We start from the raw sequence: 18,705 nt of genomic DNA on the forward strand, positions 1-18,705 counted from the left end.
TGGCTTACAGCGAATAAAATAATCAAGGGCTGCGTAAAGCAGCCCTTTTCTTTTGCTAAGGTGACAATTTGGAATCAGCAATATGCGTGCTCTGGGCTTCTTCTAAAACACTATCTTCTAGATTCGGAAAGTAATCTTTACCTGTAATGGTCTGCAACCAGTCACGCACACCATACAGCGGAACAAAAATGGCTGGCTGAAAATAAGACTTTTTCTTCCAACTTACATTTCCCACCGAAAACCCGTGAGTCACACCTATCAGCTCTTCTTTATCATTGTAAATTCCCCCGCCGGACATTCCCGACATCACATGCGCCGTCGTCGCCGACATCAGGCATTTTTTCCAACCGGACACATATACATCCCCAAGGTATTCACCTTTACTGGAAGACAGCGGCAACCCGATAGGATACCCCACGTGAGTCACACCCTGATGAGGATACACCACCCCAGCATGCTGAGTACTGTTACCATCACTTCTCACTAATGCAATATCGCAGTAAGGATGGTAATACACATCTCTCCCATCTAAAGCCAGTATCAGTCGATTATGTTTCGACGTTACCAGCCAATGATTATCCAACCGAGCTGCCGTACCTTCCAAGCTAAATAGAACCGGAATGCCGACAAATATTTTTTCATTGCTATCTTGTATATCCTTTTGAATAACTCCGTTTATATCTGGCAATCCATTAGCACATCCACTTAGCAGCAACGCCAGTGCTAAAACCCAGTACATGACTTCTTTTTGATAAACCTATTAATGAATATTGTAACGGCCCAAGAACCGCAGAAGCCTGCATACTAGAAGTGTGTCTAACGCACAGAAAAACAAAAGATATACATCGTGACGATAAAATAAATTTATCAAGGAGGGATATTCTGATTATTGAAAATGCAATCGATCTTATAAAATAAAGAATGTATTAACGTCGCAAAATTTTAGAATAAAACCTTTATTTAAATGCAAAGCAATGAATGAATATTTAATTTTGTAAATGGTGTTATCGAAATACATAAGTTATAGACCAATTAAATCATCGTAATCATAACCCAATGATAAGTTGAACTTTTAATGTTAAAACCACTTAACAAGTGATTATTCTCATTATTGATAATATCAATATTATATTTAGCGTCCATTTACAAGAAACCTTTAATTCTTCATTCCTCTTTTTCAATATTCATTTTATGCCCTTCGCTTCTTCTACCTCAGTATTAGAACTGAGACACAAATAGTTACGCCGTTACGCGTTTGTGTCACGTAAATGTGACGCCATATCCAACCCATAAATCGCAACCAAATCGCGATATAACTCAGGTGAGTCGTTTAAAATCGCTGACGGATTGGTGAAAAACAACTCAGACAAGACAGCAAAGTACTCCTCAGGCGGATGAAAAGAGGCATCATCATAACCATATAAGGTGTCCCCTCGCTCTCCGGGCGGTGTCGCACAATCAGCAATGGCATCATCCTGCTGCTTTTCAATATTATCCAGATAGTTCTCGTATCCTGCGCAAAGCGCCGGAGTACTTCCCGAAAGGCCAAACAGGTGATCAAGAACATGGGCAAATTCATGAACAACCAGATTATGACCTTCAAGGATCTCAAACGATTCCTCTAAACAGGGCCAAGCACACAACCTTACTGTTGAAGACTCATAAGCATCACCATCGACGGGCAAGTCATCGGCACAGATATGGAGCCATTTAACAGAGGAGAAAAAATTCGTCTGCTGTGCCGCACCAACCAATGCGGCATTGGCGGCAATCACAACCAATAGCGTTTCATGATCCTCTACTTCTATCTCGGGGCTAACCAACACTGTTTTACCGTCGTAAAAGCCATTCACGAACTGGCAGATCACCTGTTGCTGCTGGTCTGAAAAGTATGGGTACAATGCCATCGAACGGCACAAAATAGCATGTACATTCTCAAATCGAGGGGCTGCCCTGCCTTTCTCTTTACGTTTGCCAAAACCGAAAAACATATTGTGGTGTCCTATCGCGTTGGGAACTCAATAATAATAAAAAAGCCGCCGTGTACAAACAGTAGCTTAAACAGGCTTTGACAACAAAGTCGCCCAAAAATCAAAAGTACTTAACAACGCAAGCTATTCATAAAAAGTAAGCTCAAGAACCTTGGCTACTCGCCACGAAAGACCCAACTAACAAATTTTCTAGCTACTGTATTATCCATCTCTATGATAGGCGAAAGCCAATTGAAGATACTTCTAGACCTCAAACGAGTTTAATCCTTCGTGAGATTAGGAAAATAAGTCTTTAGGAAACGAATAAATCAAATCACAGATTCAACATTATACTATGCACAACAAGAGTTAATTTATTGTGGTAAACTACTTTAATTTTTATTTGATCATTTTATACAACACAACCGCCGTTGATTACCATCAAGGCAACAGCATCAACCATTTTATAATATTATTAAACATAAAATCTCACACTTCATCAGCAACTCTTTAGTTGGATATATCATCACTTATGATTCAATTCTGATAGAGAACACACAACAACTAAAAAATCCTTTTAATCAACACAATCGCCTTTACATAAACACCATTAAAAATATAATTATTTTTTATCATCTGTTATGTAATTATCTGAACGCGATCAAAAAAAACCTTATATTTCAGGACAAAAATCATATTTAATATTAGATTACCAATCATAAACCGATACCCCGTTTAGGGAACAAACGATGGCGAATACATTCAAGCCCAGTGAACTAAAAACAATTCTCCACTCAAAACGTGCGAATCTTTACTATTTGCAACATTGCCGAGTTTTAGTCAATGCTGGTCGTGTGGAATATGTCACCGATCAAGGCAAAGAAAGCCTATACTGGAATATCCCCATCGCCAATACTACGGCGATTATGCTGGGTACAGGTACATCAATTACCCAAGCTGCGATGCGTGAACTCGCGAAAGCCGGCGTGCTCGTTGGTTTTTGTGGGGGTGGTGGCACACCACTCTATGCAGGCAATGAAGTACAAGTTGATGTTTCTTGGCTACTTCCTCAGTCTGAATATCGTCCTACCGAGTATCTCCAGCAATGGGTCAGCTTCTGGTTTGATGATGAAAAGCGAGTAGAGGCAGCCAAACGTTTTCAATTGGAACGTATTAAGCAAATACGAAAACACTGGCTATCGGCCAACATAAAAAATGAATTGTTTTCACTATCCAAAGAACAACTGGATAGTGCCCTAACCCGTTTTGAAGACAACATACAAACTTGTACATCGACCCAAGATCTCTTGTCTCTTGAAGCAACGACCACCAAGACACTGTATAAACTCGCCTGCAATGCCACACACTATGGTGACTTCACCCGCTCTGAACGCGGCAATAGCACCGATATTGCCAACCGGTTTTTAGATCATGGCAACTACCTTGCCTATGGTTTAGCCGCAACCGCATGTTGGGTGATTGGATTACCGCATGGGCTGGCCGTATTACACGGTAAAACCCGGCGCGGTGGATTGGTATTTGATGTCGCCGATATTATTAAAGACGCATTAATATTGCCGCAAGCATTTATTGCCGCGATGGAAGGAGACGACGAAACAGAATTCCGCCAGCGATGCTTGAATAAATTTCGCTCGGCCCATGCATTAGACGTAATGATAGACACGTTACAAAACACGGCATCGGCCTTGGCGCAAAACAAATAGTGAAACCATCGCGATGAATATTTTATTAGTGTCAGAATGCAGTAAACAAGCCCTACCGGAAACCCGCAGGGTACTTGACCAATTTGCTGAACGCAAAGGCCACCGAACGTGGCAAACACCGATTACCTACGAAGGGCTAAAAACACTCAGAACACTATTAAAGAAAACAGCAAGGCGTAATACCGCCGTTGCGTGCCATTGGGTGCGAGGAAAAAACCAAACGGAATTACTATGGATTGTAGGTAACCGCAGAAAATTCAATCGCGACGGTACAGTACCGACCAATACCACCCAGCGTGACATTCTGCGCAGCAGAGATGAAAGTACCCTCAACAGCATTCAGGCATCCGCCATAATGGCAGGTCTTGCTGGGCTCTTTCATGATTTCGGCAAAGGCAATAAGCTATTTCAGCAAAAACTCAAAAAAGGCAAAGGATTTGAACCTTATCGCCATGAGTGGTTGTCATGCCAACTGTTCATTAACTTTGTTGCAGGTAGGCCGGATCATGAGTGGCTGCAGCATCTCACCCAACTATCAGATACCGATGACAAGCATCTCATCGAACACTGCAACCCCGAAGCCAGCGTTAATTTTAACTTGCTTTCACAGGCTCCTTTGGCGCAATGTGTCGCATGGCTAATTCTTTCACACCACAGATTACCCAAAAACCTTCGTACCACACAAGATTTGACTAATGTTGACAGTTGGTTAGATGGGCTTGATGCCAATTGGAATGCGCTGAATCATCATAGTGATAAATTCTCTGAACAAGAGAAAATTGACAACATCACTTTCCCTTTTGGCACCCCTATGCGCAGTTTTAAATGGCGTAGCAAAGCCAAAGAACTATCACTGCGCGCCCTTAATCAAACCAACCTCACTGAATACGCATCATTAAATAAAGCCTTTCCTCTGCACACTGCACGCATGGCATTAATGCTGGCAGACCACACTTATTCATCTGGCGAGGCATCAGCCCATTGGCAAGACCGGGAATACCATGCCTTTGCTAATACCGATAGAGAGTCAGGCAAATTAAAGCAACAACTCGACGAGCACTGTGTAGGGGTTGCACACAATGCCTACCGACTCGTGCGAACCCTTCCCAAGCTTCGATCTATCATGCCTGCGATCACCAACCACAAAGGGTTTAAACGTCGCAGTACGGTGAATAAATTTCGCTGGCAAGATAAAGCCTATGATTGCGCATGTAGCATTGCAGAACACACCGAACATCAAGGTTTCTTTGGGATCAACATGGCATCCACCGGCCAAGGAAAAACCTTCGCCAATGCACGTATCATGTATGGTCTTTCAAACTCTCAGCATGGTTGTCGGTTTAGTGTCGCGCTAGGACTAAGAACACTAACATTGCAGACTGGGGATGCTTTACAGCAACGACTGACATTAGATAGCGACGACATCGCCGTTCACATTGGTTCACAAGCGGTAAAAGAACTCTTCTATAGCCAGAAACACATAGCTAAAATTGAAGAGCAAGCGCAGATCATAACGTCAGGTAGCGAGTCAGAAACGTTTTTCCCCGAGCACGAATACGTTCGCTATGACGGTGAGGTCGATAACCACTATTTGCATCGCTGGTTGAAAGAGCGCAGTGCAATACATAATCTAGTGAGCGCACCACTATCTATCAGTACTATCGACCACATCATTCCTGTTTCGGAAGGGGTAACTGGCGGTCAACAAATCGCGCCGATGCTACGCCTATTAACCAGTGACTTGGTCTTAGATGAACCGGATGATTTCTCGCTAGAGGATGACCCCGCCCTTTCACGGCTGGTGTATTTTGCCGGTCTACTGGGTTCACGGGTACTGCTCTCCTCTGCCACCCTTCCCCCCGCATTGGTCACGTACCTATTTGCTTGTTACCAAAGTGGACGCGAGCAATACAACCAGGTCGTTGGCCAACAGCTGCATGTACCCGTTTCATGTGCATGGTTTGATGAATTTGGTGTGAAATCAGCAGAGGCTATAAATGCCACTGATTTCAGAACAAGCCACAACGAGTTTACCTCTGTAAGACAAGCTAAATTGGCACAAAAACCTGAACATCTACACCGAGGCGACTGGCTTCCTATTGCCACATCTCCCGCGGCCGAACAGAATGTCATTAACCATTTCTCAGAAACCGTCCTACAAGGTATCATCCAGCTTGCCGCCGAGCACAAAACAATCTCTGAACAACCAAAATCCCAAGGTAAAACCGTTTCGGCTGGTATTGTTCGTATGGCGAATATTGAACCACTAGTTGCAGTTGCCACACGATTGTTTGCCGCATCCCCCCCGCCGGATACTCGCATTCACTATTGCGTTTACCACAGCCATCATCCTTTGGCTATCCGATCTAAAATTGAACAAGAATTAGACTCGCTGTTACAGCGAGATCGAGATGATCTTCAGGGCATCATTAAGCATGAAAAAATACAACGCTTGCTTGTAGCATACCCTGAGCAACACCATGTTTTTGTCGTTTTGGCAACGCCAGTCGCAGAAGTTGGCCGCGATCATGATTACGATTGGGCCATCGTCGAACCCAGCTCAATGCGATCGATCATTCAACTAGCAGGACGAGTACAACGACATCGACGTATTGCGCCTAAACACACCAACATTCTGGTGCTAAATAAGAATATAAAGGCGCTTAAAGGTGGCGATAACGTCGCTTACATAAAGCCGGGCTATGAAAGCAAGCAATCTTTTAGGCTCAACAAAGCAGGCGATGAAGCACCCTGCTTGCAACTTTCCAGCCTCGATTTATGCAAGCAATTAGACATTAACTCTTTGCATGAAATCAGTTCAACCCCGCGGTTTATAGAACCAACGCACCTGTTAGCCCCAAATAAAAAAGCCTGCGGATTTATTGAACTTGAGCACTTAGCTATAAACCTATCGCTCCGCGATACCGTAAAACCGTGGTACAGCCACACCAAAGCGCACTTGTTTGCCGAATTTCAAAAACAGACCCCCTTTAGGAAAAGCATGCCCTCCATTGATTACATTTGCATGCTAGAAGAATTAGACGGTGAACTGACCTTTCAGCAGTGGGATAACGCCAGTAATAGCCTGATACCATCTGCCGGATTTGTGCCATTTGAAAACCTGCTTATAGCCAATTCAGTCTCTGTTTGGGGAGAGATCGCATTACCCAATGTGGTCGAAAAGCTATCTGAACAACATGATTTAAGCCTTGCCGATACCTGCCTTAAGTTTGCCAGCGTGAGTCTACGAACGCTCAACGACAACGAATTAGGTTTGCCTTGGCGCTACCACCCTGTATTGGGCATTTTTAGAGGAAAAGACATTTGAGCAAATTCAATTTTAACAGGGAGGATGCATGCCAGAGACATTAGCCCACAACATAAAAGCCTTTATTGAAGATCGCTTTCAAACCAAGCGAGACACCCTTGATAAAGAATATGAAAAAGAGCGAGCCAAGGCGGTATCAAGCGAAAGCGCAGATGATGTCGAAGCCCAATATGCGACAAAACGAGAAAAGCTGACGCAAGATTTCACACTGTCTAACTGGTTAGACAGCGCCGCCAAAAGAGCCGCGCAAATCAGCATGGTGACTCACGCGGTAAAGTTTACCCATAGTTCGGCCAAAGGCACCAATATACTGGCCTCCGATCTTGGTCACGATGTTCGCTACCTCGACACAGCCTCACTGCCTTTCCCTGCGGTCGATGCCGTAGGCAACGCAGCGGCGCTTGATGTTGCTCGCCTATTACAGCTCACAGATGATAACGGCCAGTCTTTGCTTGAGTATTTAAAACGTGACGACATAACGCCGTTAAAAGACTTGACGCACAGCGACACCCAATTAAGTGAGTGGGCAAGCGGCTTAAAGCAAGCGCTGCAAGATGCCACACCAAGTAGCCATTCACTCAGTAAGCAAGTCTATTTCCCTATCGGAAATGCCGAGTATCACCTACTCGCCCCCTTGTTTTCGTCATCACTTTCTCAGGCTCTCTACCAAGAAGTAACTCATAGCCGCTTTAGCCAAGACATGGTTGCCGCGAGAGAAGCCCGCAAGAAACAGCGTTATCATGACAAACCGGTCGTGGCCTATCCCAATCTAGCCCTGACTATCGCAGGTGGTTCAAAACCCCAAAATGTCTCTCAGTTGAACTCTGGGCGTGGCGGGCGTAATTACCTCTTTTCAACCCGCCCACCTCAATGGCAAGCCCAGCTTAAAGCACCAGTGATGAGCGGTAACATCTTCACCCATCCAGAGGTCCGTTACGCAACCAGAATGCCAATTAAACAACTCACCGCATTTCTGATCAAAGTGAACCAGCAACATGCTGATAGTAACGTACGCATTCGCAACCGAGTTTCCCAGCTCGTGGATGAAACGGTCGACCACATCATCAGCAAAGTGGCGCAATGGCAACAGTTACCTACAGGATGGAGCAATAATGCCACTGAATTACCACTCGCTCAGCGTCGTTGGCTCGACCCTAACCATCCTCAATGGGATGTACATGATGACCAGTGGCAGCAAGAAATAGCCACGATGTTTGGCCAGTGGATAGTCGCTAGCGTGAACCACATTGCAAACAACGAGTTATCGTTAGGTGCAATCGAAGTCACACAATGGCAAGACGCCTTCAAACAAGCGCTACAGGAAATAAGCTGATGGCCGACCAATACCTTATCTTAAAAAACATCCGCATTAGCAACGCCAATGCCATTGCCGGTTTTACCTATGGTTTTCCGGCCGTTACCCATTTTCTTGGGTTTGTGCATGCTCTGTCGCGTAAATTGCAGCAAAATCATAACATCCGCTTAGACGATGTCGGCATTATCTGCCACCAGCACCAAGTGCATGCGTACCGAGAATCTATTTACGAGCCCTATTCCTTCGCGCTGACTCGCAACCCGTTAACCAAGGAAGGAAAAACCGCCCCCATTAACGAAGAAGGACGAATGCACTTAACCGTCTCTTTGGTCATTAAAGCGCAAGGCATCAATATCGTCAGTGAGCACATTGAAAACGAACAATGTCACACCATTAAGGCATTGGCTGAAAAGCACAAACTCGCAGGCGGGCGAATCGACGCTATTGATGATTGCTACCTTGCCAAAAAAGATTGCCATAAGGCGATTTTACGCCCGTTACTACCTGGTTTCATGCTGGTTGAACGCTCTGACCTATTAGCCGAGAAAAATACCCAATCTGCCAATCCTCTCGAAAATTGGTTAGATTTTTCAGCCCTGAAATTTGAAGCCACCGATGAACATGTGTCGGATGATGACGAAAAAGTGAAGTGGCAACAGGTTGCCAAACCTAAAGGCTATCTAGTACCCATTCAAATTGGCTACAAGCAAATCGCCCCAACCTATAACGCAGGTGACGTGGCAAATGTGAGAGACAGCGACACCCCCGTCAGTTTTGTTGAAGCAGTTCATAGCATTGGTGAGTGGATAGGTGCACCCAGCAAGCTGCATTCGCTGCAAGACATCCTGTGGCAATACCACTATCAAGCCCCTTTTTATGTCTGTCGTACTCAACAACCTGTTGAGCTAACGACAGAAAACGATGACATCGAATTAGATTTAGACTTTTAAGGATATAACAATGACTAAATTAACCACCCCTTCCGTATTGGCTTTTGAATCCAAACTCGCCTGTTCAGATGCCGTTATGTTCTCTGGCAACTGGGAAAACCGTCACAACAAAGCCGATTGGACGGCCATTCAGGTTACCGAAAAATCGGTACGCGGCACTATTTCAAACCGACTAAAAGGCGCGAAAGCCAGTAAAATTGATGCCGAAGTTGAAAAAGCCAACCTACAAACGGTCGACAACGCCGCATTGCCTTTTGATGCCGACACCTTAAAAATCACATTCACACTTCGCGTATTGGGCGACTTAGCTCAACCATCTACCTGTAATAACCCTGAATACCAAGCCACCTTAGCAGAGCATATCAAAACATATGTACAGGAAAATGGGTTTAAAGAACTAGCAAAAAGGTACGCAACCAACCTCGCCAATGGACGATTCCTATGGCGTAACCGTGTAGGCGCTGAACAAATAGAAGTTCATGTGAGTCACCACGACCAACAATGGATTTTCGATGCCCTCGCACTATCGCTAAAATCATTCAGCCATGATTGCAATAAATTAGCTGAAATCACTTCGGTTATAGAACAAGGCCTATTAGGCGAAAAAGCAACCCTACTAACCATTGATGCCTTCGTACAATTGGGTGGTGCGCAAACCGTGTTTCCATCACAAGAATTAGTAATGAATGGTGGCGATAAGAAAAGCAAATACCTATACCAACTTGGTGGGCAAGCGGCCATGCATTCACAAAAAATTGGCAATGCGGTGCGTACTATCGACACGTGGTATCCGCAAGGTGATGAGTTTGGCCCAATCGCAATTGAACCTTATGGCAGTGTCACCAACCGCGGGGTTGCCTATCGCAAACCAAAAGACAAAACTGATTTTTATACAATTTTAGACAATTGGATGATCAAAGATAAAACGCCAGAGCTGAGTGAACAGCATTATCTTATGGCTATGTTAATTCGCGGCGGCGTATTCGGAGAGTAATGATGGATTGCTATCTTGATATTCAGGTAGAACCTGACAGCGAAATCAGTACGCCTGCGTTAATGAACAACTTGTTTTCCAAGTTTCACCGAGCTATGGCGCAAACATGCAATGGCTTAATCGCAGTGAGCTTTCCCAAGCATGGTCGCATATTGGGGGATGTGTTACGCCTTCATGGAACACAGCAGCATTTAAATCAATTAATGGCACAATCCTGGCTAAAAGGACTCAGGGATTACACCATCGTGGGTGATATTTTGCCTGTTCCTAGCGAAGTAAAAGGTTACCGAACCGTCTCTCGGGTACAAAAGAAAAGCCCGCAGAACTTGCGTAAACGCTCAATTGCAAAAGGCTGGTTAACAGAAGAGGAAGCCCGACACAGCATTCCAGACTCAAAGCAACCTCAATTAGCATTGCCTTACTTACAACTACAAAGCCAGTCAAACAAAAATGTGATGCGCATTTATGTAAGGCACGGTGATATCACTCAACAAGCAATAGATGGCGAATACTCCAGTTATGGATTAAGCCGTCAGGCAACCATTCCTTGGTTCTAACCTTTAGACCCTATTTTTCTCGATACTCATAAATTATTGATTTTAAAGTTATGTGTAGATGGCTTTAAAAATAGGGTTTTTATTTCAAATCGACATTTCGCTCTTTAACAACAAGGCTTTCAACGATATTATCAACGCTTCACTGCCGCACAGGCAGCTTAGAAATAGCAGGAAAGGGCAAAACGACCCCAAAACCGCTTCACTGCCGCACAGGCAGCTTAGAAAGGCATGGGATACCACTCTTGGGGCAACTGGACCTTCACTGCCGCACAGGCAGCTTAGAAATGCATCAAGAACAGACAAATCAACAGGCTGCCCTTCACTGCCGCACAGGCAGCTTAGAAACGATGCGTAATACGGGGGTCATTGGGTGGGGTCTTCACTGCCGCACAGGCAGCTTAGAAAATCAGGCAAATATGGCTCAAAATCCTCAAAAGCTTCACTGCCGCACAGGCAGCTTAGAAATGGCTTTGTTGCCGCAAAATTAGTGCTTCTATCTTCACTGCCGCACAGGCAGCTTAGAAAATGCTAGGCACGAGCCACTCGATTTAGTTTATCTTCACTGCCGCACAGGCAGCTTAGAAAATCAGAAAAGCGACTTGCAACGGCATAAACAACTTCACTGCCGCACAGGCAGCTTAGAAAGTAGATTGTGGCAAATGCTCAAAAACACGAGGCTTCACTGCCGCACAGGCAGCTTAGAAACACAATCTACGGCTAATAAGCCAACTTCTAGTCTTCACTGCCGCACAGGCAGCTTAGAAAAGTAGAGGATGCTATGCAGAAAGAGCTGCGCACTTCACTGCCGCACAGGCAGCTTAGAAACTGAAAACCCATTGAATAACCTTGTTGTCGATCTTCACTGCCGCACAGGCAGCTTAGAAATCAACGTGGTTGGCAAACTGATAAGGGCGTTTCTTCACTGCCGCACAGGCAGCTTAGAAATTACCCCATTGATGAAGGAGTTTTCCCTCATCCTTCACTGCCGCACAGGCAGCTTAGAAAAAGGTTCCGCTTGAGGTTCATCTTTTATATAGCTTCACTGCCGCACAGGCAGCTTAGAAATCAAATCAGAAGGCAACTTATTAAAACTAATCCTTCACTGCCGCACAGGCAGCTTAGAAATTATTTTCATCATTAGAAAAGCGACTTGCAACCTTCACTGCCGCACAGGCAGCTTAGAAAGGTCAGCGAGCATCGCGCGGTGGGCAGATTGTCTTCACTGCCGCACAGGCAGCTTAGAAAAACTTGCTGGACGATTAGCGAATCCTTGGCAACTTCACTGCCGCACAGGCAGCTTAGAAACCAAGCCATCTAACAATTCGACCAGTAGAATGACTTCACTGCCGCACAGGCAGCTTAGAAAAGAGTTGGATAAAGCAAATGATTCTCTTGCAGCTTCACTGCCGCACAGGCAGCTTAGAAACAATATGGTTTGATGCTCATTGCTACAGCTAAACTTCACTGCCGCACAGGCAGCTTAGAAAGTGATGGCCCCTTTTGCCTTGGCGGTCACGGCCTTCACTGCCGCACAGGCAGCTTAGAAAACCAGCGGCACGCGGTGCCCTGAATGTAGTTACTTCACTGCCGCACAGGCAGCTTAGAAATGACTCCACATTGCCATCCTCCGAACCCTCAGCTTCACTGCCGCACAGGCAGCTTAGAAAAAGCGCTGTATGGCTCGCCGAGAGTGGTTGGCCTTCACTGCCGCACAGGCAGCTTAGAAAACCAAGCAAAAGCAATACATCGAAGGGCAAATCTTCACTGCCGCACAGGCAGCTTAGAAAAGAAACCGGAATATCTTTCGAAATAGATTTATCTTCACTGCCGCACAGGCAGCTTAGAAAACGGGGGTCTAGGAGATTTCATGGTCATGGTGCTTCACTGCCGCACAGGCAGCTTAGAAACTCGCTTGTTCTATAACTCAACAACCAAGAAACTTCACTGCCGCACAGGCAGCTTAGAAAGAGCTGATCGAGGCTGTTGCATGGTTGAGATCCTTCACTGCCGCACAGGCAGCTTAGAAATGGAGCGCATCTACTGGCATGTTCACATCCGCCTTCACTGCCGCACAGGCAGATTAAAGTTTTATTAACAGTTCCCTTCCCGTGGGCCTTCACTGCCGTACAGGCAGCCACTACAGTAACACTGTCTTATCCTTATTTTATCCGCATTACCGCTAATTCTCTGTTATCATTGCCAACAATGAGCAGTGACTGCATGTGAACAAGATCATGAGCAACAACGACAATCAACCAACCCTTTTCTGGCTAGACTACGAAACCTTCGGTGCCAACCCGGCACTTGACCGTCCTTGCCAGTTTGCCGGTGTTCGCACCGATATGGATATGAACATCATTGGCGAGCCTTTGGTGATTTACTGCAAACCGCCGGTAGACTATCTACCCTCGCCGGAAGCATGCCTGATTACAGGGATCACCCCGCAGGAAGCCCATGAAAAAGGCTTGCCCGAGCACGAATTCATGGCCCTTATTCATGCAGAGTTATCTAAGCCCAATACCTGTGTAATTGGTTATAACAACGTGCGCTTCGATGATGAAGTCACCCGCTATTCGCTGTACCGCAATTTCATCGACCCTTACGCGTGGAGCTGGCAAAACGGCAACTCGCGCTGGGATCTGCTCGATATCATGCGTACCTGCTATGCGCTGCGCCCAGAAGGGCTTGAGTGGCCCCTCAACGAAGACGGCAAACCAAGCTTCAAGCTGGAAAAGCTCTCGGTAGCCAACGGTATTGAACACGCCAACGCCCACGATGCAATGGCCGATGTGTATGCCACTATCGAATTGGCGAAACAAATCAAACAAAACCAGCCAAAACTGTTCGACTATTTCTTCACCCTGCGCAACAAGCGCAAGCTGCAAGAGCTTATCGACGTGGTCAACCTGACCCCGCTGATGCACGTATCGGGCATGTTCGGTGTTGATTGCGGCAACACCAGCTGGATTGTGCCGATGGAATGGCATCCAGAAAACAAGAATGCTGTTATTGCGGTTAACCTTGCGATGGATCCTACCCCGCTTATCGAGCTGTCGGCCGATGAGCTGCGCGAGCGCCTGTATACCAAACGTATTGACCTTGGGCCTGATGAGTTACCTGTTCCGCTCAAGCTGATCCACCTTAACAAGTGCCCGGTACTGGCCCCGGCGAAAACCCTGCGCGCAGAAGATGCGGCCCGCCTGGGTATCGACCGTGAAGCCTGCCTGAAAAACCTCGCTGTATTGAAGGCACACCCAGAAGTGCGCGAAAAACTGCAGGCGATATACAGCCAAGAGCGCGAGTTCAACAACGACAACAATGTTGATGCGATGCTTTACAGCGGGTTCTTCTCGTATGCTGATCGTGCCACCATGAACATTATCTTGCAGACACCGCCTGAAGAACTGGGCAAGCTGGAACTGAATGTAAGCGATGAGCGCATCAAACCGCTACTGTTCCGCTACCGTGCCCGCAACTTCCCTATGACGCTCGATTACAAAGAGCAACAGCAATGGAAGCATTACTGCCAGGACTATTTCGAGGAGAAACTGTCGCGCTACATGCAGAACCTTGAAGCCATAGCGATGGACAACCAAAGCGATGAGCGCAAGATGAAAATCCTAAAAGCGGTATACGACTACGTGGCCACACTGGTGTAAGTTGCAGAAAAATATCAACTGAACCGTTTATAAATCAGTTAAACCGTCATTATGATATGAGCCCCGAAGCCGACCAAGCACTTTGGGGCTTTTTTCTGAGACACATTCACCATAGCGCAAGTTGCAAAAACAGACGCCCCGTTTCACACTTTATCTAATCAAGTTATTTATCAATAATGCCAATCACAAGCAGTCATTGGGCATGGATAGCTGGGATAAATACTTGTAGCCTATTGAACCGAAGCACTTTTACAACGTGTCGGCATGGAAGCTCTTTGGCTGGATCGCATCTCTTACTGCACAACTGCGTAGTTGTTTTGAGTGGAAACCATGACGACAAAAACACTGACCCGCTGTTTTCGCTTTACCCATGTCGACTTTGTACCCGACATGCGCTTGTTGATATGGAACGACAAAACCGAAACTCCGCTTACTGTGCATGAGTCACGTCTGTTGGAAACCTTGTGCTTAAGTGCTGGCGAGGTGATTAATGCCGAGCCGCTGTATCATAAAACCTTCACTCAAATCGATCCTTACGAGGATGACCACAATAACCAGTATGATCTCAATACGCTGTGCCATTCTCTGCAACAAAAGCTAACACGCGGCAACAAGGTGGTTATTCCTATCGATGTGATCCGCCACTATGGCTTTCGAGTTCCGCTGCCGGTGAAAACCTGCCGAATTATCCATGAGAGCAAGACCGTTAACGCACTTCCCGCAAAACCCGTCTCACCCACCTCGCCCTCAAACTCGACCTCTCCCAAAAAGTCTCCAGCAGAAAACATCGTTAACCATAGCATCATGCATAAAATATCTGTGGTGATCCTCACTATTGCCGGTGCTGCCGTTATCTACGCCTCATTCAACTGAATACCTACCCGCAGCCTCACCATAACGCCGCAACCAAGGTTTTAAACGCCATTTTTTCGCGAATTTAACCGCCAATAAAGTGTGGTTTTGATCACATTTATTTTGTATGATAAATCAATCCTACGCTAATCATGAAGGGTTTATGGCTTACCTACGTTCTTTCCTCATCATCTTTGCATGCCTCATGGCAGGGAAAGGCATTCAGTTCCTCACTGGTCTTGCGATCCCCGGCAGTATCATCGGCATGCTGATCTTGTTCACTATCCTCTCTATGGGATTGCTCCCTGCAAATTGGGCAATGCCCGGCTGTCACTTATTGATCCGCCATATGGCGTTACTGTTCGTTCCTGTCGGAGTCGGACTGATGAACTATCTCGATTTGCTTCAGGCCAATACCCTGATCATCCTCTTAAGCACCCTTGGCAGCAGCTTGGTGGTATTTGCCGCATTGGGTATCGCAACCCACTATAAGGAAAAGCAATGATCTGGCTCGTTACAACGCTGGTTGTCTTCTATACAGCCCGCTACATTGCACAGCGATTACAGAACCCTATCGTCAACCCTTTGTTGATTAGCCTTTTGGTAATCATTCCCCTGTTGATATGGTTAAAAGTGCCTTACGAAACCTATTTTGAACAAAACAAATGGATCAATGCCCTGCTCGAACCAGCAGTGGTTGCCTTGGCATTCCCGCTTTACGAACAACTCAGCCAAATTCGACAAAAGTGGAAGGTCATTTTTTCGGTTTGCCTAATCGGCAGCATCTTGTCGATGGTCACTGGGGCCGGTATTGCCGTAATGATGGGGGCAGACAGCCAGCTTACCGCCTCTATTTTGCCAAAATCGGTCACAACACCGATTGCAATGGCCGTTGCGGAGCAAGTGGGCGGCGTTCCTTCTGTGGCAGCTATCATGGTGATTATTGCCGGGTTATTCGGCGCGGTATTAGGCTATCCTCTATTTAGGCTATTACGTATTGAGGCACCCATTGCCAAAGGATTAACCATGGGAACGGTCTCTCACGCACTCGGTACAGCCAAGGCAGCCGAAGAAGATTTCCAAGAAGGTGCATTTAGTTCTCTGGCTCTGGTTATCTGTGGGGTTATCACTTCTATTCTGGCCCCTTTGCTATTGCCCGTGATCATGTATCTGTTTGGCTAACCCTTGGTCTATGAATGTTGCCAAATGTGCAGGTAATCGAATACAAACCTAATGTACTGATTTTATTAAGCTAGGTTTTTATTTGTTGTGTGACCCGACTCCCATAAGTGTAATGACTGCAACAACAAGGATATTTGTGTGATGTAGATCACACAAGATTCTTAGCAAGCAGCCTACAATGTTTCTCCATACACAAGACGGAGTATTCACTCATGCACACTAAAGTAATGGATGCTTTAGGCGCTTTACCTGTAGATTTGGCAGCAGCACTTAAACCCGTTGTGACAGCCGATAATTTTGATGCAACCCTAAGTTCTGACGTGTTCGAGCAACTAATGGCCAAAACACAAATGACAGACAGTGAACTTCGTGTTGCCCTACTTCCTCTTGCCGCGGCCTATTCTGTTGCACCTATTTCAAACTTCTTTGTTGGTGCAATTGCTCGCGGCCATTCTGGTACATTGTATTTCGGTGCTAACATGGAATTTGTTGGTACCTGCCTTTCTCATTCCGTCCATGCCGAGCAATCTGCTATCAGCCACGCTTGGGTAAAAGGTGAAACAGGCATCCGAGATATCACCATCAACTACAGCCCATGCGGTCACTGCCGTCAGTTCATGAACGAATTGACAACAGCGAAAGAGCTAATTGTGCAGTTGCCTGAACGTGCGGCAAAAACACTACAAGAATACCTACCTGAATCTTTTGGCCCTGCGGATCTAAACATTAGCGATGCACTGATGACTCAGGTTAATCACGGTATGACCACCGAAGCGACCGAATCGTTGGTACAGGAAGCCTGCAGTGCGGCTAACCGTGCCCATGCGCCATACACCAAGAACTTCAGCGGCGTGGCCGTTAAAGCGAAAGACGGCCGTATCTTCGCTGGTATGTATGCCGAGAACGCGGCATTCAACCCTAGCCTGCCTCCACTACAAGTTGCATTGATCAACATGAACATGGCTGGCTATGCCCTGTCAGAACTTGAAGAAGCAGCACTGGTTGAAAAAGCAGATAGCACAATCAGCCACCTGTCCAACACTCAGGCCACCCTTGAAGCGCTAAACCCAGATATTCCGCTAACCTATGTGGCGGCTTAAGCCATCAATGGATTTACGCTGACAATTTCGCTAAAAAAACCGCCAATAGGCGGTTTTTTTATACCTGCCAAGTCACGCTGTCACGAAAGCTGTTTGTGATAGTCCAAAGCAGGAGTATGATTTTTCGAGTTTTACTATAAAGAATGCTTTTCATGTCACATCAACACAACCCGCTCCAAGGAGCGAGCTGGATGCTCACCTCGGGGCTGGCGTTTGCTATCGTCAATAGCCTAGCCCAATACGCCAGCATCCACTACGGCCTACCGTCTACCACCGTTGCGCTTATCCAATACTTTATTGCTCTTATTGCGATCTTTCCTTGGTTAAGAAGCCTAGGGTTACGTAATGCACTGCGTACCGACCATTTTGGGATGCACTGCTTTCGGGTTTTCCTATCGGTAATTGGTATTCAGCTCTGGCTCTGGGCACTGGCCTATCCGGTACCCATCTGGCAAGGTATAGCCCTGCTGATGACATCACCACTGTTTGCCACCATTGGCTCTGGCCTGTTTCTTAAAGAGAAAGTCGGCACAGCCCGCTGGATCGCAACCTTGACCGGTTTTGCCGGGGCAATGATCATTCTGGAACCGTGGGCTGATGGTTTTACCTGGGCAACCCTATTGCCAGTTGGCGCTGCTTTTTTCTGGGCAAGCTACTCGCTGATGGTTAAGAAGATGTCGGCGCACGATTCTCCGACAACAATCGTGGTGTACCTGCTAATCCTCATTACGCCTTTTAATATCTTCCTTGCGCTACCTGACTTCGTCATGCCACAAGGCGGATTGAGCTGGGGGCTGCTCATTGCCGCAGGCCTACTAACAGCACTGGCCCAATGGGCGATTGCCAAAGCCTATGCCGTGGCTGACGCCTCATTTGTTCAGCCATTTGACCATGCCAAGCTGCCCCTTAATGTGCTGGCGGGCTGGCTGGTATTCGGCTGGGTTCCACCAGGTCGCTTGTGGCTTGGTGCAGCGATTATCATTTTGTCTGTTGCCTTCATCACCCAGTGGGAAAGCAAAAAGCCCAAGCTCAGCTAACCTGTTATTTTTATTCCACGCTCCCCACCCAACGGGG

14 protein-coding genes and 1 CRISPR repeat array are annotated in these 18,705 nt (G+C 46.4%); of the genes, 12 read left to right on the forward strand and 2 right to left on the reverse strand.

Translation table 11 applies throughout. The annotated features are described in order from the left end of the window. Positions 1–55 precede the first annotated feature (55 nt). A complete protein-coding gene (locus ABT56_RS17600; protein ID WP_047880220.1) occupies positions 56–739 on the reverse strand; it encodes a serine protease family protein in 684 nt (227 codons plus the stop codon). A gap of 508 nt (positions 740–1,247) precedes the next feature. Next, the gene (locus ABT56_RS17605; RefSeq protein WP_047880221.1) at positions 1,248–1,991 is read right to left on the reverse strand and encodes a zinc-dependent peptidase; all 744 of its coding nucleotides are present in this window, start codon (positions 1,989–1,991) and stop codon (positions 1,248–1,250) included. A 728-nt stretch (positions 1,992–2,719) separates the two neighbouring features. Here ABT56_RS17605 and cas1f point away from each other — a divergent pair. The 12 genes from cas1f to ABT56_RS17665 all read left to right on the forward strand — a co-directional run bounded on the left by cas1f (position 2,720) and on the right by ABT56_RS17665 (position 18,668). Then, the gene (gene cas1f / locus ABT56_RS17610) at positions 2,720–3,694 is read left to right on the forward strand and encodes a type I-F CRISPR-associated endonuclease Cas1f (RefSeq protein ID WP_047880222.1); all 975 of its coding nucleotides are present in this window, start codon (positions 2,720–2,722) and stop codon (positions 3,692–3,694) included. A gap of 13 nt (positions 3,695–3,707) precedes the next feature. Continuing rightward, positions 3,708–7,022: a type I-F CRISPR-associated helicase Cas3f gene (cas3f, locus tag ABT56_RS17615; protein ID WP_047880223.1), complete on the forward strand. Its 3,315-nt coding sequence runs from the start codon at positions 3,708–3,710 to the stop codon at positions 7,020–7,022. A 28-nt stretch (positions 7,023–7,050) separates the two neighbouring features. After that, the gene (gene csy1, locus ABT56_RS17620; RefSeq protein ID WP_047880224.1) at positions 7,051–8,355 is read left to right on the forward strand and encodes a type I-F CRISPR-associated protein Csy1; all 1,305 of its coding nucleotides are present in this window, start codon (positions 7,051–7,053) and stop codon (positions 8,353–8,355) included. After that, positions 8,355–9,287, forward strand: a complete 933-nt coding sequence (csy2, locus tag ABT56_RS17625; RefSeq protein ID WP_047880225.1) for a type I-F CRISPR-associated protein Csy2 — start codon at positions 8,355–8,357, stop codon at positions 9,285–9,287. The genes csy1 and csy2 overlap by 1 nt, the downstream gene beginning before the upstream one ends. 10 nt (positions 9,288–9,297) lie before the next feature. After that, positions 9,298–10,281 (forward strand): type I-F CRISPR-associated protein Csy3, encoded by a 984-nt coding sequence (gene csy3, locus ABT56_RS17630; RefSeq protein WP_047880226.1) that lies wholly within the window; start codon positions 9,298–9,300, stop codon positions 10,279–10,281. Next, positions 10,281–10,838: a type I-F CRISPR-associated endoribonuclease Cas6/Csy4 gene (cas6f, locus tag ABT56_RS17635; protein WP_240478348.1), complete on the forward strand. Its 558-nt coding sequence runs from the start codon at positions 10,281–10,283 to the stop codon at positions 10,836–10,838. Before csy3 ends, cas6f begins: the two co-directional genes overlap by 1 nt. Before the next feature lie 137 nt (positions 10,839–10,975). Further along, positions 10,976–12,925: a CRISPR direct-repeat array (repeat unit 28 nt; unit sequence CTTCACTGCCGCACAGGCAGCTTAGAAA). 147 nt (positions 12,926–13,072) lie between these two features. Further along, on the forward strand, positions 13,073–14,497 hold the full coding sequence (sbcB, locus tag ABT56_RS17640) for an exodeoxyribonuclease I (RefSeq protein ID WP_047880228.1): 1,425 nt from the start codon (positions 13,073–13,075) through the stop codon (positions 14,495–14,497). Between the two features lie 330 nt (positions 14,498–14,827). Then, entirely contained in the window at positions 14,828–15,370 is a 543-nt protein-coding gene (locus ABT56_RS17645) for a hypothetical protein (RefSeq protein WP_047880229.1), read from the forward strand. Between the two features lie 142 nt (positions 15,371–15,512). Beyond that, the gene (locus tag ABT56_RS17650) at positions 15,513–15,854 is read left to right on the forward strand and encodes a CidA/LrgA family protein (protein ID WP_047880230.1); all 342 of its coding nucleotides are present in this window, start codon (positions 15,513–15,515) and stop codon (positions 15,852–15,854) included. Next, positions 15,854–16,531 carry a CidB/LrgB family autolysis modulator gene (locus ABT56_RS17655; RefSeq protein ID WP_205626101.1) on the forward strand — a complete coding sequence of 226 codons (678 nt, stop codon included), beginning with the start codon at positions 15,854–15,856 and terminating at the stop codon, positions 16,529–16,531. Before ABT56_RS17650 ends, ABT56_RS17655 begins: the two co-directional genes overlap by 1 nt. A 212-nt stretch (positions 16,532–16,743) precedes the next feature. Beyond that, the gene (gene cdd, locus ABT56_RS17660; protein WP_047880232.1) at positions 16,744–17,631 is read left to right on the forward strand and encodes a cytidine deaminase; all 888 of its coding nucleotides are present in this window, start codon (positions 16,744–16,746) and stop codon (positions 17,629–17,631) included. A gap of 152 nt (positions 17,632–17,783) precedes the next feature. Continuing rightward, on the forward strand, positions 17,784–18,668 hold the full coding sequence (locus tag ABT56_RS17665) for a DMT family transporter (RefSeq protein WP_084722376.1): 885 nt from the start codon (positions 17,784–17,786) through the stop codon (positions 18,666–18,668). The last annotated feature ends 37 nt before the right edge of the window (positions 18,669–18,705 follow it).

The sequence above is a fragment of the Photobacterium aquae genome, from assembly GCF_001029445.1.
GTDB lineage: Bacteria > Pseudomonadota > Gammaproteobacteria > Enterobacterales > Vibrionaceae > Photobacterium > Photobacterium aquae.